Consider the following 25,632-nt stretch of genomic DNA (forward strand, 5'->3'; position numbering starts at 1 on the left):
CACACGGGATTAGTATTTTACTAATTCGATGTGTAGGGGGTTATTTCCTTTACTATGTAAGGCAGAAACGACATTTCAGTAAAAAAGGCCAGTCCAAGACATGCTAATTTACCTACAATTAATTGTTGAAGTAGGATTATTTTTTTATATGTGTAAAGTAGAATTGTTTCTGCTCATATCTCGGACGCTTTCCGTGGGGTGAGCGATAAGCCATCACCCATTGCTTACGCGCGTGGTTGTCATTTATAAATGGATACAAAAGTAAAATTTAAAACAATAGTGAGTACGTATTGCCTAAGTTTATCGCTCATTCAGCTATATATGGATTACAATAATTATTTGAAGCATGTGGATTGTCACAAAAGCAGTGTCCAACTTTTTTCCAAGTATTGACTATTTATCTTGAGATTGGGTAATATATAAGTAAGAAAAGGTTATTTTTAATTCTTACAGCATATACTATGTATAATAAATATGAAGGATGTGCTGTAAATGAGGAAAAGGAGGGAAAAGAAGATGATTAAATTAGCGAGAGTTCCATCTTCGAGAAGAGTTAAACTAGGTCGTCAAAATAGAAAAATAAGTTTAGAAATGAAAAATGAATTACTTTCCAATCAAATAGCTCAAATAAAATTTAAAAATAATACAGAAGTACTTAAAGTAAATAAAGCAGGAGTAATTACTAATTTTGACTATAATAATCCGAATCATAAGAGGTGGCTAGAAGATTAATGAAAGCAGGGGATATCTACGATGTTGTTTTTCCATTTAAACCACCACTTCCTGCGGACGGTTCTTTTGCAAAAGGTCGACCGGCATTAATTATTTCAGTTTCTCAAGATGGTACTGCTTTAGCCCTTATGGTAAAGATTACTGGTACCGCTCCAACTAATAGGTATCGCATTAAAATTACATATTGGCAAGAAGCTATGCTAAACAAACCATCCTATGCAGAAATAGATTCTGAGAATATTTTAATCTTGAAGATGCGGAAACTTATCGCGGAACATTAAATTCAATAGATTTAAATCATATTTTAATGGCTTATGTGAAATTAAATGCAGGCACATGATTTGCTAGATAATCATATTCATAGAGAAATAGTGCATTCATTCTGGATTATATTGTTTATTTAATGAATAAAATTTAATGACAATTTTCTTGTTAAATATTCTTATTCACCCGTTTTTCGCCACTAATATAAAGCGATGTTGTAGACTTTCTATATATCCCTGACTTTCCTTCATTTTCTCTAATTCTATTAATCGTTCCAGACAGGAGTCGACTGTAAATCCTGGAAATTCCCAATCTATAATTTTTGCATAGTACACGATTGCTCCGACATCCCTAAATTTCAACGAAGGATATGATTCGTTTTTATATAGTAAAGAAAATCCTTCAGCCGTAAACTTTTGGGCTTCGTTCTCAAGAGCGAAATTAGGATATAGAGACTTGAAGTTAGGGATTAAATTGTTAGAAAGCCACTCATTATCCCTTCCCCCTACCTGCTGGGTTATAAAGATGCCGTCTTTTTTAAGAACTCTTCGAACTTCCTTCAAATTATAGGATTCATGGCGATTAATAATAACATCAAAGGTTTGGTCCTCAAAAGGTAATAGATTGTCATCAAACACCTGCTTAACACGTATCCCTAATGGCTTCAAAATCTCTCTGCATAAATTTATATTGGGCTCCCACCCTTCTGTAATGGATGTATTTTCATAGGGGTGACCTAAGGTGAGCAGGAACTCACCTCCACCTGTTCCCATATCTAGAAGAGAATGCTCATTAGATAGGTATTGATCTATTATTTTTCGATAATCCCAAGGTGTCGCTTGCTCTTCCCAACGGTTTTTTAAATGAGAAAAATCCCATCCTTTAAAGCTTTCCGCTTCTTCCATTAGCCACTCTTCTTTTAGTCTTAGTATATTCATCTGACCATGCTCCTAAATTTATTTGTTAATTAAAACGTCTTATGATTTTTCTAATCAAGTGTTTTGACAACAAATTCATGAAATTTTTCTGCTTCCTCCGAATATGGAAAGTGATTACTTTCATTAAAAGAAACAAACGTTGAATTAGGCAATAATTGAGCTATCTCTTCTCCATACTTGTATGGACATTGTGTATCAAATCTACCAGCATAAATGTACGCAGCTATAGAGACACTTTTCAATTCTTCTCGAATATCATATGTAGCACATTCTACTTTTCTAAAATAATCAAGCCTTGGTCCCACTGTCTTTCCACTGTTAGGTGTCCTTAAGGCTTCCTTTAAGTTCTCCTCTTTATGATAAGACATCAAAGTCCATTCATAGCTTATGCTTTGGCGAATTTCGATTGGAGTTTGTACATCGTTTAGTAAATCCATTATTTCTATTATTCTTTTAAAATTAGGGTTTTGTTGATTATAAATACTTTCTTCATCCTGACTATAAGCAACACTAGCAGAAGCTCCACCTGCTACTATTTTGTCTAATGACTTCTGAGCTAATGTAGCATATTTTAAAGCAAGCATGCCCCCTGTGGAATGTCCACCAAATGCCCATGTATCTATATTCAAGGCTATCCGTATTGCCTCTAAATCTAATACCGATTCATCCATGCTATATTCCGATTCCTCTTTAGCCTGTACGGAATTTCCGACGCCTCTAAGGTTTATCAAATAGACATGGTAATGGTCTGTGAAAGGATTTGCAAAATGATTTCCTCGACTATCAAACGCACTATAAAGGTGAGTAATAGCCATAGGTGGTCCAGATCCTTTCTCAAATAATTCAAATGTACCTCTAGTCGTCTCAATAAAACCTTGCGTCCACATACAATGCCCCCTATTTTCGATACTGCTAATATCCTACTTTTGTAAATCATACATTTCAGCCTTCTACCAAAGCTATAAAAATAGCCATAAAAAGAAATATCAAAATGACTACGATGCAAAATTAATTCAAGGTAGACACCCTTATGGAAGATCCTATATTAGTATTCCATATCAGAATAGTTAACTCCTTTAAATTGAAATAACTACTCCTAATATTTTGTAAAAACATGAACAATAACAGAGAGAATAATATTTCTTTGAATTGTAAAGTAGAATTAATAGGCTATGTTATAACAAGTGGACTAATTTTCGATTGAACGCTTAACCATATATGTTGATTAGGCGGCGACGCTGGTTAGTTTAATAACAATAAACGAAACTTTAACTGAAAATTAACGACTTATTGGGAAAAGGAGGAAAAGCGTATTAGAATAAAATACTTTTTCTTTTCATTAATAGCTATTGCTATCTTATCGGGTTGCACTAACGATTCATCAGCTATTAGTAACAATTCATCGGAGAAAGAAACTACTGAAGAGCCTGAAATTAGCGAACCTACTCCACTGCAATGGATAAATTATGGTGGTGAGAAGTATGTTTTTAAAAGGATTATTCCTAAAGATGAAGTGGATATGAGTCAAATTGTCTCAACAAACACATTAACAGCATTAGGAGATGGTGCTGAATCTGGGAATGAAATTTTTCTTTATAAGAAAGACGGTAGTTTATTCATAATAGATAACACAGGACCTACTGACCAATGGGTTAATTTCACTAAAAATAATTAAAAGGAGCTACGTTTCTTGTTGAAATAACGGTGTGCTTTACTTCGAGAAGGAAATATTTATTTGGAATCTATTCATGTTGACTTTCGTATATAATCCGAGGGGGAATTTCTTTGAAAAATACAAAGTTAAGAATCGCATGGATTATACCTAATGTATTTTGTTACTTAATGCTATTTGGATTATCCATTTGGACAGTGGCAAACGGCGAAGGCTTACTAGAAATCAATAGACTTTCGATTTACGTTATAATTATGCTTTTACTTTTCTTAGCATCAGTGTTCGTAAGTTACCAAATTCGGACATGGATAAAAGAAGGTAAAATATAAAAAGGTCTTATCAAGCTAGAGGGTTCGTTAATCAAAAATAATATTAAAGTAAAATGAGCCTAGAAAAAATATCCTAGTTCATTTTTTATGTGTATTTAAAATCAACCTTTACCTGTAACCTAGTCAATTGATATTAGCACAGGTTCCGGTCTCTTCCCGTTCTATGAAATACATCCCTGCAAAAAAGAAGTATTGCTAAACGTTTCCGTTGCAATACTTCTTAATAGTTTTAATTTATTTATAAACTAGTTTCCCATTGCTTATCCTTCCAATACACAGTGATCACAAGCCCCACCAACATAACAAGTCCGGCAAACAGGTAAGGATAATGAATATTCACATCGAAAAGAATACCTCCGAGTGCTGGTCCTACTATATTACCTAGGCTCGTATAAGTGGAATTCATGCCCGCAACAAATCCCTGCTCTTTTCCTCCCGCTCTTGATAAAAATGTCGTTAAAGCAGGACGCAGTAAATCAAATGCTAGAAAAATAAAACTTGTGACTAATAGTACCATGAGGAAGCTTGTAACCATTGTAGAAACAAACGCTAATAAGACCCCAACTATTAAACAGATTTGTATTAACTTTTTTTCTCCTAGCCAATCGACAAGCTTGCCAAACATAAATATTTGCACGACTACACCGAATATCGAGCTGATAGTTATAATGAGAGCAATGTCCTTTGGAGTGAAGCCAAATTTATGATCAGAAAATAAACTGAACACAGTTTCGTAAGCAGACAATCCGAATGCTAACACAAATATAATAATAAAGGCTATGAAGTACATTGGTTTAAATGATTTTTTCAAGTCGCCTATAAAATTGGTTTGCTTACTGTTAGCGGATATTTCTGCAAGCTCTTCTTTAGAGAGTGGTTCCTTTAGGATAAATAAAGAGGTGATACAAGCAATAAATGCTATACCTGCTGCAAAGTAAAAAGGTACTCTTATGCCAAATTCAGCTAAAAACCCTCCGATTCCTGGTCCAATGATAAAACCAGTACTAATAGCTGCTGAAATATAGCCCATCGCTTTTGGACGTTCCTTTATCGTAGTTATATCTGCAATATAAGCAGTTACACCAGGCATTATAAAGGCTGCACTAATCCCACCCAATGCTCTTGATAAGTAAAGCACCCAAACATTTGTTCCAGCTCCAAAAATAAGCTCGGAAATAGCAAATAATAATAGTCCTAGAGTAATCATTTTCTTACGGCCGATTTGATCAACCCATCGACCTGCAAAGGGGGAGGTTATCAATTGGGCAACTGCAAATACCGCAACTAGATACCCCATTGTACTTCCTGTAAGATTCATGATATTCATAAATGATGGCATAACAGGTATTACTAAGCCTACTCCTAAAAAAGCAATGAATATATTGCTAAGAAGTATAATAACTACGGATTTTTGTTCTTTTAATGGTTTGTTCATCCTACGCACTTCTTTCTTTAACTTTAATGATTAGATATACCACGACAAAATACCTTCCAGGAGGCATCTAGTCTCTCTGATAAACGCTTCTCATCGTTGTTATAGACAAGTTCAAGCATCATCGAATCTATCATGCTTAAAAAAGCATATGTCAAAATCAATGCTGACTCACCGTCAACTAGCTTTGCATCTATCCATTGTTGAAATTTTTCTTCTAATACAGCTTGCACTTGTTTCTCTATATCAAGTACATCTTCTTCGATATCTTTAGCTAAGTGCGCTGGAGGAAAAAATGACATCCTTAGCCAAAATTTTAAATGCTCGTCTTTTTGAAAAAGATTAATAACCATTTTTAAGAAGCCATATAAATCCTTTAAAGGATCTTCAGCATCAAGAGGACGAAAATAATGAAGCTTTGTGTTCAGCTCGATTTGCTTGGCATCTCTTAAGACTTGAAGAAAAAGGTCATCTTTTCCTTTAAAGTGTGCATATATGGACTGTTTTTTCATACCCACTTCTTCAGCAATTTGAGATAATGAGGCTCCTTCATATCCATGAATCGTAAAATACTTGAGAGCAGCTTCTTTTAATTCTATATGTTTCACACCTATCGCTCCTTTTAACGAACGTTCGTCAGTTATAATATCAAATGTTCACTTAGGAAGCAAACAATTTATCTCAAAATAAAAAACGTGTCCGGGGATGGTACCCGGACACGTTTTATTTACCTATTGATAAATCCTTTACTTCTTCTACATCTGCTTTATATGTAGTACTACCTAGGTTGGATTTTAGCTGCTCCCCGACTTTACTAAGTGAGTCTTCGTCTGGAACAAAATACCAAAGGTCCAGTCCTGCTTCTTTACTGTAGATCATTTTACCACTGCCATCTAACTGTAAATGCTCAATAGGACTGTTTTTAAATTTTTGATACATTTTGGCTAGTTTTAAATAATCTGAAGACGGGATATTCGTTTTAACATTTTCTCCTACATCCTCAATTAAATCATCGATTTTAGTAATCATGCCCACATTGGTCATCTTGTTTAATAATGATTCGATAACTTGCTGTTGCCGTTCATTACGGCCCTTATCTCCCTCAGGATCTTTTTTTCTCATTCGTACATAAGCCAGTGCCTCGTCACCTTCTAAAAACATAGGACCTTCCGTAAAAGTTTTCCACTCAAAGTTAGCGAGTTGAATTTTAAATGTAAAAGGTACATCTACCTCAACGCCTCCTATGGTATCGACTATATCTTGGAAGCCTTGAAAGTCAGTGGAGACATAATAATCGATAGGTATACCTAGCATGGTCTCTATTGCTTCTGATACCCAATCAATTCCCCCGTTTGCATAAGCATGGTTAATTTTATCTTCCCTGTCTAATCCTTCAATATGAACTAACGTATCTCTAGGGATGCTAACCATAGAAATTTTGTTTGTAGACGGATTAACAGTTGCTACAATTAGCATATCTGAGCGACCATATTTTTCCGTCTTTCCTCGCTCGACACCTGTTAAAAGAATAGTAAAAGGTGAGTCATCCGCCTTTGCTACTAGCTCATTCTTAATCGAAGTGTCTTTTAGGTCTTTTTCCAATGGCACAAACATTTTATTGTTTGCATGCTTGGCTTCCCAGGATAAATTAATCGCGAAGAAAATAATAGCCGAAGTCAATGCCATTAAACTAATTAATACTATATTTTTAATCTTTCTCTTTTTTGAAGAAGATTTCTTCTTCAACCTGCTTTGAGAATTTCCCATCCGTTCTTTTCTCCCTTGAACAACAATATATGTATTTGCTTTATTATAAAATCGCTCACTTTTTCTAAATTATACCATTTTGGATTGAAATTACAAGTTGAGGTAACTTCTATATTTTAACCTACTTTAATTTGTTCTGTTAGTGTTCTTAACTGTTCTGCTTGAGTAATATTCCGTTTAAGGTAATCTGGAAACTCTTCCTCATTTAAGATTTCTTCCGTGGTCATCCATATTACTTCATCTAATTCTTCTTTGCATTTCACGTATGGTTCCCCAAAGAAGTGGTCACAAACGAAGACAATATCTACAACAGGTTTTCCTGTATCTGATATAAAGGTCGAGCTATTCACATATTGAAGATTTGTTACTTCAATGCCTACCTCTTCATCAATCTCTCGAATTAGCGTTCTTTCGAAAATATCACTTGAATTCCCTTTTTGATCTACCTGACCACCAACAAGAGCCAGGCCTCCCGCACCATGCTCCTCCTGCTCACTTCGTTTCACTAGAAGCCACTTTCCTTCTTTATATATAGCACCCTCCACATTAACGATGAACATGTAACTCCTCCTTAAAGGTATAGACTTTGAACTCTCCATTATTTGAGGAATAGCGTAAGATATTTTTATCTTTCGGTATACCTTCAAAATAAGCACCTATACAACCTGTCGTACAACGGTGCCCAGAATGAGTATATTTCCTTGAAACTTGTTGTATGTCTTTTCTAAGTGAAACATGAAATCAAATACTCGTGTAACATATATAGTGATATCTTCCACACCCTTATAAATAGTTGGATCAGGTATCGCACCTGCCAGCTTCACTTCTTCTTTTTTTACTCTGTCTGCCCCACCCAAATCAAAAACATCTAGCCTGGAATCTATGGTAGCTGTTCTACCCGTTACAATTTCTGCAGTTTGTATTGCTCTTTCCTGAGGGGAAGAAAAAACTAAGTGAAAAGGAACTTCTTTTAAAAGTTTTCTTACGTATTCAGCTTGCTGTTTTCCTTTTTCATTTAACGGGAGGCCGTTTCTACCTTGTAAGCGACCTTCCTTGTTTAAATCTGTTTCTCCGTGTCGTACTACATATATCATCGGCTCATGTACCTCCATACGTTAATCGAAGATCGTTTCTTTATCTGGATTAATGAGAAATTCAAACATAGTCTTAATCTGAGATTCTGTATTTCTGTTAGTAGACAGTGTAGGTAAGTTAGTTGGAGAAAAGAATTGAACATGATTTGTCTCCACTCCGCTAGCAGGTGCCCCTCCAGTAATTTCACAACGAATAAAAATTTTATAGTAATGGTAAGCCTCAGGTGGATGGGGATGCTTGTCCTTATCCATTAATGCAAGCAATTTTACTGGCCTTACTTCATAACCAGATTCCTCTTTTATTTCCTTTACGATATTTTCCGCTGCTGATAATCCGATATCACAAAAACCACCCGGTAATGACCATTTGTTGTCCAGGCTTTCACGAACCATTAAAATTTGATTGTCCTTAAAAACTACCCCACGCACGTCTACTTTTGGGGTTTGATATCCCTTATCTGTAGCAAATAAATCACTTACCTTTTGAAATTCTAAACCCGTTTGCTCCGTCAAAATTTCAACACTTATGGCTCTTAACTCTTCATATCGCTCGATATCGTATATATCCTTTGAAAAAGCCAATCCAGATTGTGATAATGCTTGTATTCGTTTGGCCCACTCCAACCATTTTTGGCTCACTATAAAACACTCCTATTTCCTATTAATTCATACTTTTTTAGAGTTAAACTCATAGTAGAATTTTTAAGTTTTTAATACACATTTTTAAAATTAAATCTGAATGATGATAGGTTAGTCTTCTTTTTATGTGGAAAATCTACGAGTTTATGAGACATATCTAGATTCTTAGGGACTTTTTCTAAGTTTATGGATTACTAGTCCTCTTTAATAGCAAAACGCTCATTGATTGTAGAGACAGGCGGCGACTCCTAGGGGAACAGCACGTGAGAGACTACAGGCTCGAGCCGTGCCCAAATAAAGCGCCTGCGTGAGAGCGGAAAACTGTGATTTATCATTCTACTTCATAACCTTCTTTTCCCTTTTCTACAACAGGCGGAGCATGTTGTACCGTATTTCTGTTGTAAACAAAATAATCAAAAAACATATAATTAATATATCATCTAACTAGTTATAAATATATAAAAATTAAAAAAACTACCAACAATCTGAGGGATTGTAGTAGTTTTTCATGTAATTATTTATTTTCCAGTTCAAAGATGTTAATTAATTTCTTCAGCAATTGTATTTGTAAATCGTATTGACTATACATATTTTCAAAAATGAGCTCTGTAACTTCATCAATTTTCATATGTTCTTTTTTTATTTGGATACCTTTCTTTTGCATCTCTAATTCTTTTTCCAGTATTGTTGTTTGTTTATAAAATGCTTCTAACACATCTTCTCTTGGAAGGTTTTGTATAAAGCTTAATGCAGTATATAGATTGCTTGGCAGGTTTACTGATAGTTCTTCTAATGTATCTTTCAATAATTTCTGAAATTCTCTTACGCCATTCTCGGTTATCTTATATATTGCTTTACTTCTATTCCCAGTCTGTTCAATTGCCTCAACCTCAACTAGCTGTTCCTTCTCCATTTTCTTAAGAGCGTGATAAATAGAGCCAGCTAATATACCTGCCCAACGATCTGCTTCACTAATTTGAAGAGTTTGTTGAATTTCATAACCACTCATTGGCTTCGTTTTTAATAGTCCTAATACCATCAATCTTGTCATAATAATGTTTCTCCCCAATTTAAAATAAACAACATTGAGTATTATTATAGCACAAGACAATAAATGTTTAGTTTGAAAAAACCTTATACTCTGTTTTAAGTTTTTCCTCCCACTTGAAAGTAGCTGTTGCTAGTAGTACGCTGATCAACATGTAAAGCAATAATATTAACATAGCAGATCCCATTTGGAGTATTGCTTCCTCCATCCCTGCATTTAATCCTTTTACATAGTGATTAAATGGTGATAACTTACTTAGAAATTGAATCCATCCTGGTGCATTGCTTAAGGAATAAAACGCTTCACTAAACAATATAAATGGAATTTGGAACAAATTTGAAATCATATTAATGTGCCCCTCATTATTAGCCAGGTTAGCGATTAGAAAGCCGATGCTAGTAAAACAGAGTGTTGCAACTGTAACTAAAAGTATAGTTCCTACTATTAGTGAAAAACTTAATGATATCTGAAATAACAAGACTCCGAAAGTCCAGACAGCCATATTCAACCCTACACCCAAAGCTGTTCTGGCAAGCACCATAGAAATAATAAAGTGTGCAATTGGTAAGGGAGATATTTTGAGCATTTTATAAACACCTTTATTCCTTTGATAGAGGACTTGAAAAGCAACTCCTTGCATCCCCCAAAATATAGTTCCAATTGCAGTCACACCTGTTAATATACGTTCATCCATATTATCCATGTAAATGCTCAAACCAATCATCACTACTAGTGGAAATAGAAGAGAATAAAATACGGTAATCTTATCACGTAGAGAGCTAATAATCATAGAGCGAAAGATAGTTAACATTCAACTCCCTCCTTAGAAACCAATTTTATATAAAGGCTCTCTAAATTTGTTACTTCATGTTCAGCTATCAATATTTTGGGCTCACCCTCACAAATAATTTTCCCTTTATTAATAAATATAATTCTATCTGCTATGTGGCCTACCTCTTCCATGTCATGAGAGGTAAATACAACTGTTCTTCCTTCATTATTCACTTGGCGAATCAAGGCTTGTATTTCCTTTCTAGAAATTGGATCTAATGCTGCTGTTGGTTCATCTAAAAAAATTAACTTAGGTTGATGAATTAGAGTAATGGCAATTGCTAGACGTTTTTGCTGTCCACCGGAGAGCTTGGAGGCTTCAGTATTAGCACTCTCCGTTAATCTACATTTTAAAAGTATATCGTTCAGTTCATACTTGTTTACATTCCTTTTGTAAAAGGCTCCAAATAGCTTTAAGTTTTCTGAGACAGAGAGCCCTGGGAAAAAGGAGCTTGCTTGTAGTTGAACTCCTATATTTTCTTTAAAATCCTCCAAGAAATATTGTATGGTCCCTCCATCTCTTTCCTTTAATCCTATTAGTAACTCTAAGCAAGTAGACTTTCCTGCCCCATTCGGGCCGATAACACCTAATATTTCGTTATCTTTAATTTCCAGATCAATACCCTTAACAATGTGTCGATTACCATATTTCTTTTCTAAATTTGTAGCTTGTAAATACAGCATTACATCACTCCTTCTCCCTTTATACTCAACATTGACTATTCAACGTTAATTAAAATTTATAGTAGCGCTAGATAATTGTCAATACAAAAATAAAAAGGTACGGAATTTTCTCCATACCTTTGAAAAACATTAAAATATTCAACGTTCGATCCATCCTATTTCCCCATTTTCATTTTTAACAAGGATATATCCTTCACATGTGTCATCAACTACCCAAACCTTTTCTCCTCGCTTTACCGGAAGGAAGGTAGTGCTTACATCTGTTTTACATAGGATGGAATCATTTTTTTCTATAATATATTCATTTTTAATCCATTGTTCTGTTCCTAGGAGTACATTTTGACATCGTGTAAAAAATGCCCCCCTTTTCATTATTTTTAATTCGTAATTAGGATAAGTGACTGTACCAGTTCTGTTTAAGTCAGCCATATGATCATGTTCTATTATTATGTAATGATTAAGACTGTCCACAAATGTATAGGAATATGTCCCGTCCTGAATGATTAAAGCATTCAACTGACCGTCTTGTTTCAGTTGGTTTCCACCATCAATGGCTATTATATTCTTCTCTAAATCTACCAAAGGGTTATGGGAGCTTACATCGGTTGCTCTGTAGTTAATCACTGGCCAATGACCAACAATTACTGGCTTACCTGCCTGATGAGATTTATCTAGAAAAGAGGAGGTATATAAAGCAATTTTTTCGTCCGTTTGCTTCCAATCTGTTTTAGGATCAATTCCTGCATGAATGATGATAAAATCATCGGTTTCATAAGCGACCGGTAGAGCTTCTAGCCAATCAATTATGTCTTGAAAATGTGCTTTATAATACGTTGACAAGTGTTTTACGCTATTAAATTCCTCAACACGCTTGTTATTCTTCGCAAGCATCTCATTTAAAATAGATTTTCGACTTTTCATGTAAGGAATTATTCCTTCACTTTCTTGAAAAACGTACCGATGAACAACGTCACAATTACCTTTGACAATAAAAACGTTGCTTGAGCTCTTTTGAAGCGAGCGGACAAATTCCACAACCTCTAAGCTGTTATCTCCTTTTTCGCATAAGTCCCCATTAATAAATAGATAATCATCCAGCTGGTAATTGACTCTGTCTAATAACTTTTTAAATAGCTGTAAGTTTGCATGTATATCCGAGATAACTATTACTCTTTTGCCAGGCTCTAAACTAATTCTTTTCATATCTATCATTTTCTTTGTCTCCTATAAAACTCTAATTACATAAAGCCCTCTTAATTTTCTTGATTAATAATGGCTAAGATGAGATGGTCCTGCCATTTACCGTTTATTTGTACATTTTCTTTAGCAATCCCTTCTTTATGAAAGCCTGCTTTTTCCAACACTTTTATTGAAGGTGTGTTGTGAGGCATAACTCCAGCCTGTATTCTATGTAACTTTAATGTTTCAAAGCCGTAAGCAACGGCCATCTTAACTGCTTCCGTCATGTAGCCCTTCCCATTATGCTGTTCATCTAATGTGTAACCAATCATACAACTTTGAGCGGGACCCCGTGAGATGTGTGAGAGGGCTACATTGCCAATTAATTCATCTGTTTTGGATAAATAGATGCCGAACGCATACAATGTATCATTTGTTGCTCCTGTTATCCCATTTTCAATGCGTTCCTTTATTTTTTCATATGTGTAAAATTCGGGTTCTCTTAAAACTGAATATGCTTGAAAAAATCCTTGTTTCTTATTTCTAAGTCTAGTGCCTCTTCGATATCTTCCATTTGAAGAAGACGAATATAAATTCCTTCTTGAGTGTCCATCATTTACCTCCTCTAGTTTATTAAATTATATGAAAATTCCACTAAAAATAAAAGCCCTGTTATAAACAGGACTTTAACATGAATTTACTTAACTACTAAAGCTGGGCATTGAACTCGTTTTATTACCTTATGACTGACGCTACCTAAAACCATTTCCTGTAGAGAGTTCAAGCCTCTGCTACCTATTACTAAAAGGTCTACCTTATTTTCATTGGCAAATTTCACAATCTCAGGACCGGGGTTTCCATGCAGTATATTGACTTTATAGCAAATTTCCGATTCCTTTAAAAGCAGCTCTACATTTTGCATTTTCTTTCGACGTTCTAATTCTAAAACCTCTGTAGAGCTAGCATGCAGTACCTCTGTCTTTGCCTTTTCAAAATCTGCCACATAAACTATTTCCACCAAACATTGCTTATTTAAAGAAGCAATTTTGATTGTCTCCTTTGCTGCGCGAACGGCATTTTCGGAGCCATCTGCTGCTAAAACAATATGGTTATACATGGTAGTGATTCCCCCTAATGTGTTGATAGACCATCAATTTGAGCAATCATCTTTTTACTATAAGAATCTAAGCCGATTACTTCTACTTGAAGTCCTCGCTCATTTAGTAAATTCTTTACTTTACATAATGCTCCTACCCCCGAATCATCCCAGATTCTACTATTAGTAAAATCAATTTGTATCTTATCTGATAGTGTAGTTGACTTTTTAAAGTAATCTACAAAACCATCAGTAGAAGCAAAGAATAGCTGCCCTTCTACAATATACCGCTGATCCTGTTCAAGTATTTTCAGCGTAGACATTTTAACTACGAAGAAAACAGCACTTAAAATGACACCTGATATCACACCTTTGGAAAGATCATGTGTATAGACAACTATAATAACAGTTGTTAACATGACGACTGCATCTGTTCTTGGTGCCTTTACTAAATACTTAAAAGAATTCCAGTCGAACGTACCGATACATACCATAATCATAATACCAACCAACACTGGCATTGGTATTTTAACGACTAGGTCACCTAAAACAATAATTAAGAATATAAGAAACAAACCGGCTACTAGGGTAGAAAGTCGCCCTCTTCCCCCCGATTTAACATTAATCACAGATTGACCAATCATGGCACAACCTGCCATTCCTCCAAAGAAGCCATTTACAAAGTTAGCAATACCTTGTCCTCTGGCTTCCTTATTTTTATCACTTTCGGTTGCGGTCATATCATCTAGTATTTGTGACGTAAGCAACGATTCTACTAGTCCTACTATTGCAAGCGCAATGGAATAAGGAAAGATGATTTGTAATGTTTCCATATTAAATGGAACATCCGGAAGCAAGAATGAAGGTAAGGTTTGAGATATATTTCCTAAATCACCAATTGTATTTAAATCTAATCCACCGTATATAGCCACGACTGTCAAAGTGACAATGGCAATTAGAGGTGCTGGTATTACTTTTATAAATCGTGGCAATGTATACACCAGGATAAGCGTAATCCCTACAAAAATATATGTCATCGTTGAAATGCCAATGAAATGTGGGACCTGAGCCATAAATATCAAAATTGCCAACGAATTAACAAAACCGATCATGACCGCATTAGGAATATACTTCATCAACTTGGCAATCTTGAATATCCCGAATAGAATTTGAATAATACCTGTTAAAATAGTAGCGGCCAATAAGTAGTCTAATCCGTGTTCTTTAACTAGTGGTACCATTACAAGTGCCATTGCTCCAGTTGCTGCGGAAATCATACCAGGTCGCCCACCAACAAATGCGATGATTACAGCAATACAGAACGAAGCATATAGTCCAACCATCGGGTCGACTCCTGCTATGATTGAAAAAGCGATGGCTTCTGGAATAAGGGCTAGGGCTACTACTATTCCCGACAAAATGTCGCCCCGTATATTTCCAAACCATTGTTGTTTTAAACTTTCCATGATAATCTCCTTCAAAAAAATTCTTCGATTATCATATCACCTTCTTTCCCATAAGGGAACCTTTGCTCTTAAAGACGCTAGTTACTTGCTGAAGAGTACAAGCATATTGTAGTTAAAGCTATAAGACCTATCCAAAATATTTATATCTAGATATAGATATAAAAGAATGAAAGAGCAACATACGAATATGAGTGTAATTTTGTTGTTTTATATATTAATATTTTAGGCTATGTTAAAGAGTAGGGTTGATTTATGAGGCAAAGAAATCTATAAATCAGAAAGTAGAATTGATTTCCGCACCAGCCGGACGCTTTCCTCGGGGTGAGCGATAAGCCATCACCCATCGCTTACGCGCATGGTTGTGATGTCTTATCTGTCTCACTCATCCCGTAGGAGTCGCCGTCTGGGGCTCCAATCAATAAATAGAAACATCTTTAATGCATTATATAAATTGCTTATAAATTTACTCGCATAAACAAAGCCGAAAAACTGTACCCAATCCCAATTTCATCATCTATTTATAATCTTAATAATCATTTGAATGTGTATTTATATTTATCTAAACTAAATAATATAGAATCTTATCTCTCTTTACTTCACTTGAGTTAATGTCATAGCCCTTAACAATCAATCAATATACTACCTTCCTAATCGGTAAAAAGCAAAACCCGTGTTAAAGGATTTATTCCTTTAATACGGGCTATAAATTAGCTTAATTTACTTTTAGCTTCTTCTATTTGAATTTTAACTTGATCGAAACCTGTGCCGCCTAATGAATTTCTTCTTCTGACTGCAGCTAATGGGGACAAAACATCATAAATGTCTGCTTCAATCAAGCTACTAGCTTCCTGTAAATCACTTAACGGAAGATCTAATAGGAAATAACCTCGCTGTATACAAAGGAAAACTAGCTTACCTGTTACTTCATGTGCTTCACGGAAAGGAAGTCCCTTTGCAGCTAAGTAATCTGCTAGCTCTGTAGCATTAGAGAAGTCTTTGTGTACTGTTTCATGCAGACGCTCTGTATGCACTGACATTGTACGAACCATTCCCTCAAAGATTTTGAGGGAACCAACAATTGTCTCTACCGTGTCAAACATGCCTTCCTTATCCTCTTGCATATCCTTATTATATGCTAGTGGCAGACCTTTTAATGTTGTTAAAAGTCCCATTAGGTTCCCGTAGACACGACCTGTTTTACCACGTATTAACTCCGCCATATCGGGATTTTTCTTTTGCGGCATGATGCTTGATCCCGTAGAAAAGGAATCATCCAATTCAATAAAATTAAACTCAGAGCTAGACCATAAAATGATTTCCTCTGCAAAGCGAGATAAGTGAGTCATTAGCAGTGACGAATTACTCAAAAACTCGACGATAAAGTCACGATCACTTACAGCGTCCATACTATTAGCATATACATCGCTAAATCCAAGATACTCTGCTGATAGCTTACGATCTATCGGAAATGTAGTTCCTGCAAGAGCCCCTGCACCAAGAGGGGAAATATCAATTCGTTTGATAGAATCTTTAAAACGTTCTTTGTCTCTCTCAAGCATCCAAAAATAAGCCATTAAATGGTGGGCGAAGGAAATAGGTTGCGCACGTTGTAGATGAGTATACCCAGGCGCCAAAGTTTCAATGTGCTTCTCCGCTTGATTGATAATCGTTTCTTGAAAAATTCCAATCAATTCGATGATTTCGTTTACTCTATTTTTTAAATACAAATGCATATCTGTTGCCACTTGGTCATTACGGCTTCTCCCAGTGTGTAGCTTTCCTCCGACTGGTCCAATTAAATCTATTAACATCTTTTCGAGATTCAAATGTATATCCTCGTGGTCAACCGTAAATTCTAGCTTTTGCTCAGCAGCTAGCTGTTTAAGCTGTAGTAAGCCACCAAGTATTTCTTTTACATCTTCATGGGGTAAAATCTTGCAATCGAAAAGCATTTTTACGTGTGCCATACTACCCTCTATGTCTTCTATTACTAGCTGTTTATCAAATCCTATAGAAGCTCCAAATTCATCTACCCATTGTTCCGCTGATGTTTGGAATCTTCCACCCCAAAGCTTACTCATACCTGCACCTTCTTTTCTCCTTTGTTTACCATTGCATGCACTTTTGTTGGAAGGCCCCAAAGCTCGATAAATCCAACAGCTGATGAATGGTTAAATTCGTCTTCTGCAGTATATGTTGCAAGTTTCTCATTATACAAGGAGTTAGGAGATTTACGTCCTTCTACAATTGCATGACCCTTGAATAGTTTTACACGTACCGTACCATTAACATATTGTTGTGTTTCTTTTAAAAACGCCACTAAAGCTGTTTTTAATGGAGAAAACCAAAGACCCTCATAAATAAGTTCTGTCAGTTTCTTTTCCATTACTGGTTTAAAGTGAGCTAACTCTTTCACTAATGTAATGTCTTCAAGCTCCTTATGAGCAAGAAGCAGTGTGTGAGCCCCAGGAATTTCATAGACTTCACGAGATTTAATACCAACTAGACGGTTTTCTACGTGATCGATACGACCAACCCCATGCTTTCCAGCTACATCGTTTAACTTAAGAATAAGCTCATGCAATGGATATTTAACTCCGTCTATAGCTACGGGAACTCCTTGTAAAAATTCAATTTCAATTATGTCTGCAACGTCTGGTGCATTTTCCAAAGAAACTGTTAAATCATATGCATCCTCTGGTGGCGCTGCCCATGGATCCTCTAAAATGCCACATTCATTCGCACGTCCCCAAAGGTTTTGATCTATAGAAAATGGACTGTCTAAGTTAATTGGAATCGGAATATTTTTCTCTTTTGCGTAAGCAATTTCTTCCTCACGGCTCCAGCTCCACTCTCGAACAGGTGCAATTACTTCTAAATCTGGGTTTAAAGCGTTAATGGATACCTCGAAACGAACTTGGTCATTTCCTTTACCTGTACAACCGTGTGCAACAGCAGTAGCCCCTGTTTTTTCTGCAATTTCAACTAGTTTCTTAGAAATAAGCGGTCTTGATAGCGCAGATACTAACGGATATTTATTTTCATACCATGTATGAGCTTGCAATGAAATTAGTGCATATTCATTTGCAAATTCTTCTCGTGCATCGATCATATAGCTTTCAACAGCTCCAACTTCCAAGGCTTTGTTTTTCACAAATTCCAAGTCTTTGCCTTCTCCTACATCTAAACAAACAGCTACTACATCATAGCCCTCATCCTTAAGCCAAGTAATTGCTACTGATGTATCTAATCCACCTGAGTATGCTAAAACAACTTTTTTGTTCATTATATATTCCTCCAATGTATTTATATACGGGTTATTTGTATTAATATACATAATGTAACACTCACAATGCATAAATACAACTATAAATTTATTAATTATACAAATATATTAATTTTTCATAAAAACTATTACCTTGTTAACGCGCATTATTTGAATCAATAGACAAAACAAGCGATAATATGAAAAAGGAGTGATTCAAAGAAATGTCCAAATTATTTACACCTTATAGCGTAAAAGGGTTAAGCTTGAAAAATAGAATAGTAATGGCTCCTATGTGCCAATACTCTGTCGAGGCAAAGGATGGAACTCCGAATGACTGGCACTTCGTCCACTATGTATCTCGAGCAGTTGGTGGAACCGGCTTAATCATTGTAGAAATGACAGATGTAGAGCCTGATGGAAGAATTACGGATTATGATCTAGGCTTATGGTCAGATGAGCAGATTCCTGCATATGCAAGGATAGTTAAGGAAGTACATAAACACGATGCGAAAATCGGTATTCAAATTGCTCATGCTGGAAGAAAAGCAACAGACGCAGAACAACCAGTAAGTTCTTCCAACATACCTGTTGAATCTGATGGTACATGGAAAGAACCAAGACCTTTAACAATTGATGAGATAAAAGAAATGGTTAATAAATATAAAGAAGCCGCTCGCCGTGCAGTTGAGGCCGGGTTCGATACAATAGAATTACACGGAGCCCATGGTTATTTAATACACCAGTTCCACTCTCCTTCTATTAATACCCGAACAGATGAATACGGAAAAGATTATGCTAAATTTGGGGTAGAAGTTATACAAGCAGTGAAAAGCGTGATACCTGAAGATATGCCTCTCTTATTCCGTATATCAGCCATTGAATATATTGATGGTGGCTATGGCTTAGAGCACTCACTGGAAATAGCAAAACAATACAAGGAAGCAGGAGTAGACGTTTTCCATGTTTCTAGTGGTGGTGAAGCAACTCCTGGGAAAGTGAAGCCGGCAAATACACCTGGCTATCAGGTTCCTTTTGCAAGAGCTTATAAACAAGCTTTAGATTTACCGGTAATTGCTGTAGGAATATTAGAAGAGCCAGTTTTAGCTGAAAAAACGTTGGCAGAAGAGGATATAGAGTTGATCGCCATCGGTCGAGGTATGTTAAAAGATCCTTATTGGGTATTACATACAGAAGAAGTGTTAGATGGCAAGGCAAATGTTCCTAAGGCATATAAAAGAGGATTCTAAAACCTTAAAAACAGCGCCAAAATAGAAACCCCAAATAAAAAACTATGGAAATTTTACGCACTGTAAAATCTCCATAGTTTTTTTTTGCATTACACCTTGTCTGTTTGTTGAATATCTATGCCTTGAGATACAACCTTAACGCCATTAATTAAAGAGTCTAGTGCGGGACAATGGTCCTCAACGTATGTAATGAATTCCTCAATTTTCTGAGGCGATTCATTAGATTTAATATTAACTTTATATCTTACCTCTATAAAACCTGGGCGAATATCTGAAATTCCAAGGAAACCATCCGTATCAATATCCCCTTCTAAGTCAACAGACAAATGATCGTATTGAATGCCAAATTTCTTTGCTGACATTTGCGCAACAATTGTTTGGCAGGCTCCTAGCGATGAAAGTAATAATTCTAAAGGATTCATACCTTCGTCTGTACCACCTAATCGTTCCGGTTCGTCGATGATAACTTGATGTCCGCGTGTTCCAACCTCCACTTGAAGCTTATCCACTAAATTTGCAGTTGAACTCATAGTAGTAATTGCCAATTATATCCTCTCCATTTCTAATGATATTATATTACAAAACTATTAAAATAGAACATTAAACAACAAAATTAAAATTCCGTTTTAGCTTTTACTTTCTATGCCCTCCGCTATCCTTTTTAATTCCACAGAGCGGTGTTTAATGAAATTTGTCATGTACTTTTCGAGAAATAATAGATCTGCCAACCTCCCCAGTATTCCCAAAGGGGAACGATAGACAAACTCATCCCTTACCAATGTACCATTTTCTTGTCTGCTAAATTGATGCGTGTGTGTAAATGAATGGAAGGCTCCTCTTACCATAATGTCTCTAAAAGTATGAGGCTTGTCCATCTTCATAATTTTTGCAGTTAACCTTTGTCGAACACCGAAGTGTGTAGCTTCCCAAGTTACACTATCTCCTTTTTCTAATAACCCTTTTACTTTGCCTCCAACAGCCTTTTCCTTTGTTTTTCCAGTCGTTTGAGTGTGTATTGCTACATCCCGTGATAAATCAAAGCAAAGATCTATTGGAGCATCTATTAAAATCTCATATATAATAGTTGGCATTATTTTTCCCTTTCTTAAATAGGTTACCTCTTATTTGAAGGCGTAAATGTCATTGCTTCATTACAGCTGATATAACCTTTACGTTTATAAAACTCAATACTATCATCACTTGGCCAAACGATAACAAACTCGTACTCATTCGACTCCACCCATTTATTAACTACTGTAAGAAGATTAGAGCCAATCCCTTTGTTTCGTTCCGCAGGAATAGTGTAAACATTGGTCATATATACAAATGGATGAGTAATTCTACCTGGACGAGGAACCTTATGGATAAGCTCCATATAAATATGAGATACTACCTGTTCATTTATTTCTGCAATCCATATAACCCATGAATTACTTTCGATTGCTTGTTCCAAAAATTGTCTACATTCCATTTTAAATTCCTCTAAATCATGATCAACCGCTTTTTCATTATGCTCTATTGTAAAATCCCATCGCATTTGAATTAACTGAGCTATATCTTTTTTCTGCGCCAGCCTGATATTCATAGCATCCTCCGTTTATGCATAATGCATTTTCCAGAAAACTACCTTTAATAAGTTACATGTAGTTTCTCCTACTCTACAATTATAACAAGAACAGTTGCTTCATTGATTCGATTTATTAGGTAAACTTAGGTCTTGGAAGAAAAACTTATTATTTAATAAGGCTATGTTAAAGAGTAGGGTTGATTTATGATGCAAAGAAATCTATAAATCAGAAAGTAGAATTGATTCCCGCACCGTCCGGACGCTTTCCTCGGGGTGAACGATAAGCCATCACCCCGAGGAAAGCGCGTGGTTGTGATGTCTTATCTGTCTCCCTCATCCCATAGGAGTCGCCGTCTGGCGCTCCAATCAATAAATGGGAACGGCTTTCATGCATCGATAGGTACTTATAAATTTAATCGCATAAACAAAGCCGAAAAACTGTACCCAATCCCAATTTCATAATCTATTTATAATCTTAATAGTCATTTGAATGTCCCTTTTATAATGTTTACAGTCAATATAAAAAAGAATTGTTAGTCAAAATCAACCAGTAACTTTACCAAAGCTTTTAATAATAACTTTGCATGCAAATTGGAATAAAGAGATTGCTTTAATCCTCAACTCCTCACCACTTGTAATCCTTAATGTTCCTTGCATTTACCTCAAATTCATACTATACTAAACCCTAACGTTACGGTTAGGAGTGATACTATTGGGACAGAGAAACTAAGAATTGGCGAGTTAGCTGAAAAAAGTGGCATTACTAAGCGTACCATCGATTATTATACTACTCTAGGGCTATTAGATGCTGAACGTTCTAGTTCCAACTATCGTTACTACCCTTATGAGGCTATTGAAAGACTAAGAGTTATAGAAGAGAAAAAGTTAAAAGGTATGTCACTTGAACAAATAAAAAGAGAGCTTGCCAAAGACAGTATAGAAGAGATTGATATCCAGGAAATACGATTACAGATGCAATATTTAGAAAAAGAAGTTTCTCACTTATTGGAACAAATAAATGAGAAGGAAGATAACACAAAGTATTCCATAAAACAGAAAGTTTCATCAGAAAGTGTTGCTCTTATGCAATCCTTATTATTATTAATCACTTAGGAGGTGAAGTCTTACTTTCGAGTAAGACAACTTATTGACCGCATTGAATTTAACTATTTTTGTAATATTAATCGCTTTAACCGCATTCTTCGTAGCTACGGAGTTTGCTATCGTAAAGGTACGTCATTCCAGAATAGATCAGTTAGTAGCAGAAGGCCGTAAAGGTTCTAAGGCTGCAAAACAAGTTACATCACGCTTAGATGAATACCTGTCTGCCTGTCAGCTTGGTATTACTGTAACTGCTTTAGGAATAGGTATGGTTGGTGAATCGACATTCGAATTTATCCTACATCCATTGTTTGAAACAATTGGAATTAGTACGGACAACATTCATTACTTTACGATTGGTGCTGCATTTTTAATCGCTACTTTTTTACATGTCGTGGTCGGTGAGTTGGCTCCAAAAACAATAGCTATCCAAAAAGCAGAAGCAGTAACCCTTGTTTTTGCTAAACCGATTATGATTTTCTACAAAATCCTATATCCATTCATTTGGTTCCTAAATGGATCTGCTCGCTTGCTCGTTGGACTTTTTGGTATGAGACCAGCATCAGAACATGAACTATCTCACACAGAAGAAGAGCTTCGATTACTACTTGCGGAGAGCTATAAGAGCGGGGAAATTAACCAAAATGAATTGAAGTATGTAAATAATGTATTTGAATTTGATGACCGCATTGCTCGTGAAATCATGGTACCTCGTACTCAAATTATTGGTTTTGAAAGAAAAGCTACCTTTAATGAGGTATTAACTACGATTTCTGAAGAACGTTATACACGCTATCCTGTTTATGAAGAAGATAGAGATAATATCATTGGATTTATTAATATTAAAGATTTCTTAACTCTAGGTATTAATAATCGTATAACATTGGAAAACTTCAATATAGAGGATTTTGTTAATCCGGTGATTAATACTATAGAAACTACTCCGATTAACAGTCTGTTATTGAAAATGCAAAAAGAGCGTATTCATATGGCTATATTGTTAGATGAATATGGTGGTACGTCTGGGCTTGTAACCGTTGAAGATATCTTGGAGGAAATTGTAGGAGAAATCCGAGATGAATTTGATGATGACGAAATAGCAGATGTTCGGAAAGTCAAAGAAGACCACTATATCATTCACACAAATGTGTTACTTGATGATGTCGCGAAATTGTTGAAAATAGATCTTTATAATCCTGATGTAGATACAATTGGTGGATGGTATTACACACAGGACATAGAGTTACACTTGGATGAACAAATTGAGTATGGTGGTTATATATTCTCCATCAATGAAAAACAAGACAATCATATCCAATTTATCGAAGTACAAAAATTTAATGTTTAATTTTATATATAAAACCCATTTTGATATTTCAAAATGGGTTTTTCTATGATCAAATCAGAAAGTAGAATTGATTTCCGCACCAGAGGACGCTTTCCGCGGGGTGAGCGATAAGCCATCACCCATCGCTAGCGCACGTGGTTGTGATGTCTTATCTGTCTCACTCATCCCGCTGGAGTCGCCGTCTGGTGCTCCAATCAATAAATGGAACAGCTTCAGCATCGATAAAGCATTAATTTACTCGTATAAACAAAGCCAAAAAACTGTCACCAATCCCAATTTAAAATCTATTTATGTTCTTAATAGTCATTTGAACATCACTTTTTAATGTTTACAGTCACTATAAGAAAGAAATTTTTAGTCCAAATCAACTAATAACTTTTATGCCTTCTCAATTAATTCGGCGCTTTCCTCTTCAGGTGACATCCATAAGCTAGTAACAGTTAGGAGGTGTGATATTTTTCCTAAGATTAGATTGCCCAACATACTAAATTAAAGTCACTCCAAACTTTTTAAGTATTATATTGAGAAAATAAATTATTAACTATTTTTTTCCTTTTCTAATTTCTGTTTTGATATCTAGTTTGATTACATTAAAGAATTTCCTAACTTGATAGGATAATGTACTCCCCATTTGAAATAGAATATCTTTCTTTACAAGAGAAAGCTTGACTTAAAAGAAATGAATTTTTATGATGAGAAAGAAGCCATAAAAAAGGGAGAAGAAATATGAGCCCACTTATTAGTATTTCAGATTATATCTTTAATAATAAAGAATTGTTGGCTAGTAATATCGTTGATGAGGTAATCAATTCTCTTGATATGGATATACCTCGTTGGGAACAGGAACAAGCTAAAAATATGTATATTGAGTTTGTTACCTTTATAGGAGAGTATATTTTAAGTGGTGAGGAGAACATCCCTGAATCCTTATTAATATGGAGTAAAAAGAATGCAGCAATGGTTTCTCTTGATGGTAATCTATCTACCCTAGTAGTCAGATATCTCCCTACTCGCAATGTAATTACTGACATACTGACTAATTTAGCAATCACATTCGATCTTAATTTGAAAGAGCTAAGTAAATTGATTAAACAGGTTAACAGAATGTTAGATATAAGCCTTAACGAAACGGTTGCCAATTATGAGTATCTAGCAAGCGAATACCAAAAGATGTCCCAAATGGAATTAGCAAAGGTCGGAGCACCAATAGTTCCTGTTAAAGAAGGAATTATAGTTTTGCCGTTGGTAGGACACATTGATACATATCGGATAGACTATATGATAGAAAATTTAACTCCTAAAATTGCAAGTGCTGGTGTGTTTTACGTTATAATTGACTTTTCAGGGGTATATAAAATCGATAAAGGAAACGTTCAATATATAAACGAATTGGTTCAAATGATTCGTATAATGGGAATTAGTGTTATGGCGACAGGGATTTGCCCTGATTTAGCTAAAATGACCATTAATGAAGGAATAGATGTGGCTGCAGATGTCATTTACCCTAATTTAAAGATTGCATTAGAAAGCATTAATTAATATTATTACTTCAGGAAAAGTACCCATTATATACCACTATGTTTTAGTTTGCTAATCCTACAAGTTGTTCTGTATGATTGTGTACAAATCCTTGTAAGGAGCTAGTAATTATGATGTATCTTTTAGCTATTGTGTTACCACCAGTAGCAGTTTTATTCTCCGGGAAGCCATTTCAAGCTTTTCTTAATTTACTACTATGTTTTTTAGGTTACGTACCTGGAATTATTCATGCTATTCTTGTAGTACATGACCATAAAGCAAATAAACGAATGCTTAAACAAACAGAGCTAATAAAAAGGAATAATAAATAATCGAATATTTGCAGGGAATAAAATTCCCCCTCTAAAAAGCTCCAAAAATTTTGCGCAAAGCAAAATTTCTGGAGCTTTAT

General features: G+C 35.4%; 28 protein-coding genes and 1 pseudogene. 9 read left to right on the plus strand and 20 right to left on the minus strand.

What is annotated here, in order from left to right:
* The first annotated feature begins 492 nt into the window (after positions 1–492).
* Positions 493–732 (plus strand): hypothetical protein, encoded by a 240-nt coding sequence (locus tag NSQ95_RS09625; RefSeq protein WP_342559605.1) that lies wholly within the window; start codon positions 493–495, stop codon positions 730–732.
* Positions 732–1,013 (plus strand): hypothetical protein, encoded by a 282-nt coding sequence (locus NSQ95_RS09630; RefSeq protein WP_342559606.1) that lies wholly within the window; start codon positions 732–734, stop codon positions 1,011–1,013. The genes NSQ95_RS09625 and NSQ95_RS09630 overlap by 1 nt, the downstream gene beginning before the upstream one ends.
* Before the next feature lie 165 nt (positions 1,014–1,178).
* Here NSQ95_RS09630 and NSQ95_RS09635 read toward each other — a convergent pair whose 3' ends face one another.
* Positions 1,179–1,934, minus strand: a complete 756-nt coding sequence (locus tag NSQ95_RS09635) for a class I SAM-dependent methyltransferase (protein ID WP_342559607.1) — start codon at positions 1,932–1,934, stop codon at positions 1,179–1,181.
* A gap of 50 nt (positions 1,935–1,984) precedes the next feature.
* On the minus strand, positions 1,985–2,821 hold the full coding sequence (locus NSQ95_RS09640) for an alpha/beta hydrolase (RefSeq protein WP_342559608.1): 837 nt from the start codon (positions 2,819–2,821) through the stop codon (positions 1,985–1,987).
* A 632-nt stretch (positions 2,822–3,453) separates the two neighbouring features.
* On the opposite strand from NSQ95_RS09640, the gene NSQ95_RS09645 reads away from it, so the two are divergent.
* Both NSQ95_RS09645 and NSQ95_RS09650 read left to right on the plus strand, forming a co-directional pair.
* Entirely contained in the window at positions 3,454–3,609 is a 156-nt protein-coding gene (locus NSQ95_RS09645; protein WP_251553080.1) for a hypothetical protein, read from the plus strand.
* Positions 3,610–3,719: 110 nt separating this feature from the next.
* Positions 3,720–3,935, plus strand: coding sequence for a hypothetical protein (locus NSQ95_RS09650; RefSeq protein WP_342559609.1), 216 nt, complete (start codon positions 3,720–3,722; stop codon positions 3,933–3,935).
* A 238-nt stretch (positions 3,936–4,173) separates the two neighbouring features.
* Here NSQ95_RS09650 and NSQ95_RS09655 read toward each other — a convergent pair whose 3' ends face one another.
* From NSQ95_RS09655 to NSQ95_RS09725, 15 genes and pseudogenes are all read right to left on the minus strand, one after another.
* A complete protein-coding gene (locus NSQ95_RS09655; protein WP_169358299.1) occupies positions 4,174–5,370 on the minus strand; it encodes an MFS transporter in 1,197 nt (398 codons plus the stop codon).
* A 23-nt stretch (positions 5,371–5,393) separates the two neighbouring features.
* Positions 5,394–5,975, minus strand: a complete 582-nt coding sequence (locus NSQ95_RS09660) for a TetR/AcrR family transcriptional regulator (protein ID WP_251553078.1) — start codon at positions 5,973–5,975, stop codon at positions 5,394–5,396.
* 115 nt (positions 5,976–6,090) lie between these two features.
* A complete protein-coding gene (locus NSQ95_RS09665) occupies positions 6,091–7,134 on the minus strand; it encodes an LCP family protein (RefSeq protein ID WP_342559610.1) in 1,044 nt (347 codons plus the stop codon).
* A gap of 116 nt (positions 7,135–7,250) precedes the next feature.
* Positions 7,251–7,694 carry an NUDIX domain-containing protein gene (locus tag NSQ95_RS09670; RefSeq protein ID WP_342559611.1) on the minus strand — a complete coding sequence of 148 codons (444 nt, stop codon included), beginning with the start codon at positions 7,692–7,694 and terminating at the stop codon, positions 7,251–7,253.
* Positions 7,681–8,228 (minus strand): annotated as a pseudogene (locus tag NSQ95_RS09675) (histidine phosphatase family protein). Before NSQ95_RS09675 ends, NSQ95_RS09670 begins: the two are co-directional and overlap by 14 nt.
* A 21-nt stretch (positions 8,229–8,249) precedes the next feature.
* Entirely contained in the window at positions 8,250–8,867 is a 618-nt protein-coding gene (locus tag NSQ95_RS09680) for an NUDIX hydrolase (protein WP_169358295.1), read from the minus strand.
* A gap of 514 nt (positions 8,868–9,381) precedes the next feature.
* Complete coding sequence (locus NSQ95_RS09685; protein WP_205963950.1) at positions 9,382–9,918, minus strand: PadR family transcriptional regulator; 537 nt, start codon at positions 9,916–9,918, stop codon at positions 9,382–9,384.
* A gap of 67 nt (positions 9,919–9,985) precedes the next feature.
* Positions 9,986–10,726 (minus strand): ABC transporter permease, encoded by a 741-nt coding sequence (locus tag NSQ95_RS09690; protein ID WP_169358294.1) that lies wholly within the window; start codon positions 10,724–10,726, stop codon positions 9,986–9,988.
* Complete coding sequence (locus tag NSQ95_RS09695; RefSeq protein WP_342559612.1) at positions 10,720–11,430, minus strand: ABC transporter ATP-binding protein; 711 nt, start codon at positions 11,428–11,430, stop codon at positions 10,720–10,722. The genes NSQ95_RS09690 and NSQ95_RS09695 overlap by 7 nt, the downstream gene beginning before the upstream one ends.
* Positions 11,431–11,568: 138 nt before the next feature.
* Positions 11,569–12,642: a metallophosphoesterase gene (locus tag NSQ95_RS09700; RefSeq protein WP_342559613.1), complete on the minus strand. Its 1,074-nt coding sequence runs from the start codon at positions 12,640–12,642 to the stop codon at positions 11,569–11,571.
* Positions 12,643–12,683: 41 nt separating this feature from the next.
* The gene (locus NSQ95_RS09705) at positions 12,684–13,082 is read right to left on the minus strand and encodes a GNAT family protein (RefSeq protein ID WP_342560807.1); all 399 of its coding nucleotides are present in this window, start codon (positions 13,080–13,082) and stop codon (positions 12,684–12,686) included.
* A gap of 224 nt (positions 13,083–13,306) precedes the next feature.
* Positions 13,307–13,726, minus strand: coding sequence for a universal stress protein (locus NSQ95_RS09710; protein ID WP_342559614.1), 420 nt, complete (start codon positions 13,724–13,726; stop codon positions 13,307–13,309).
* Between the two features lie 14 nt (positions 13,727–13,740).
* Positions 13,741–15,174, minus strand: coding sequence for a SulP family inorganic anion transporter (locus tag NSQ95_RS09715; RefSeq protein WP_340885978.1), 1,434 nt, complete (start codon positions 15,172–15,174; stop codon positions 13,741–13,743).
* 704 nt (positions 15,175–15,878) lie between these two features.
* Positions 15,879–17,252, minus strand: coding sequence for an argininosuccinate lyase (gene argH, locus NSQ95_RS09720; protein WP_340883447.1), 1,374 nt, complete (start codon positions 17,250–17,252; stop codon positions 15,879–15,881).
* Positions 17,249–18,457, minus strand: a complete 1,209-nt coding sequence (locus tag NSQ95_RS09725; RefSeq protein WP_340883446.1) for an argininosuccinate synthase — start codon at positions 18,455–18,457, stop codon at positions 17,249–17,251. The genes argH and NSQ95_RS09725 overlap by 4 nt, the downstream gene beginning before the upstream one ends.
* A 203-nt stretch (positions 18,458–18,660) precedes the next feature.
* Between NSQ95_RS09725 and NSQ95_RS09730 the strand changes: the two genes are divergently transcribed.
* Entirely contained in the window at positions 18,661–19,686 is a 1,026-nt protein-coding gene (locus tag NSQ95_RS09730) for an NADH:flavin oxidoreductase/NADH oxidase (protein ID WP_340883445.1), read from the plus strand.
* 89 nt (positions 19,687–19,775) lie between these two features.
* Here the strand turns inward: NSQ95_RS09730 and NSQ95_RS09735 are convergent, their stop codons facing one another.
* The 3 genes from NSQ95_RS09735 to NSQ95_RS09745 form a co-directional block, all read right to left on the minus strand.
* Positions 19,776–20,231, minus strand: a complete 456-nt coding sequence (locus NSQ95_RS09735; RefSeq protein ID WP_340883444.1) for an OsmC family protein — start codon at positions 20,229–20,231, stop codon at positions 19,776–19,778.
* A gap of 81 nt (positions 20,232–20,312) precedes the next feature.
* On the minus strand, positions 20,313–20,777 hold the full coding sequence (locus NSQ95_RS09740) for an SRPBCC family protein (protein ID WP_342559615.1): 465 nt from the start codon (positions 20,775–20,777) through the stop codon (positions 20,313–20,315).
* Positions 20,778–20,800: 23 nt separating this feature from the next.
* A complete protein-coding gene (locus tag NSQ95_RS09745; RefSeq protein WP_340883441.1) occupies positions 20,801–21,271 on the minus strand; it encodes a GNAT family N-acetyltransferase in 471 nt (156 codons plus the stop codon).
* A 633-nt stretch (positions 21,272–21,904) separates the two neighbouring features.
* Here NSQ95_RS09745 and NSQ95_RS09750 point away from each other — a divergent pair.
* From NSQ95_RS09750 to NSQ95_RS09765, 4 genes are all read left to right on the plus strand, one after another.
* Positions 21,905–22,366 carry a MerR family transcriptional regulator gene (locus tag NSQ95_RS09750; protein ID WP_342559616.1) on the plus strand — a complete coding sequence of 154 codons (462 nt, stop codon included), beginning with the start codon at positions 21,905–21,907 and terminating at the stop codon, positions 22,364–22,366.
* A gap of 34 nt (positions 22,367–22,400) precedes the next feature.
* A complete protein-coding gene (locus NSQ95_RS09755) occupies positions 22,401–23,702 on the plus strand; it encodes a hemolysin family protein (RefSeq protein WP_342559617.1) in 1,302 nt (433 codons plus the stop codon).
* 726 nt (positions 23,703–24,428) lie between these two features.
* Entirely contained in the window at positions 24,429–25,241 is an 813-nt protein-coding gene (locus tag NSQ95_RS09760; RefSeq protein ID WP_342559618.1) for an STAS domain-containing protein, read from the plus strand.
* A gap of 110 nt (positions 25,242–25,351) precedes the next feature.
* Entirely contained in the window at positions 25,352–25,552 is a 201-nt protein-coding gene (locus NSQ95_RS09765) for a YqaE/Pmp3 family membrane protein (RefSeq protein WP_298467623.1), read from the plus strand.
* Positions 25,553–25,632: the final 80 nt, after the last annotated feature.

This window comes from Psychrobacillus sp. FSL W7-1457 (assembly GCF_038593405.1).
GTDB lineage: Bacteria > Bacillota > Bacilli > Bacillales_A > Planococcaceae > Psychrobacillus.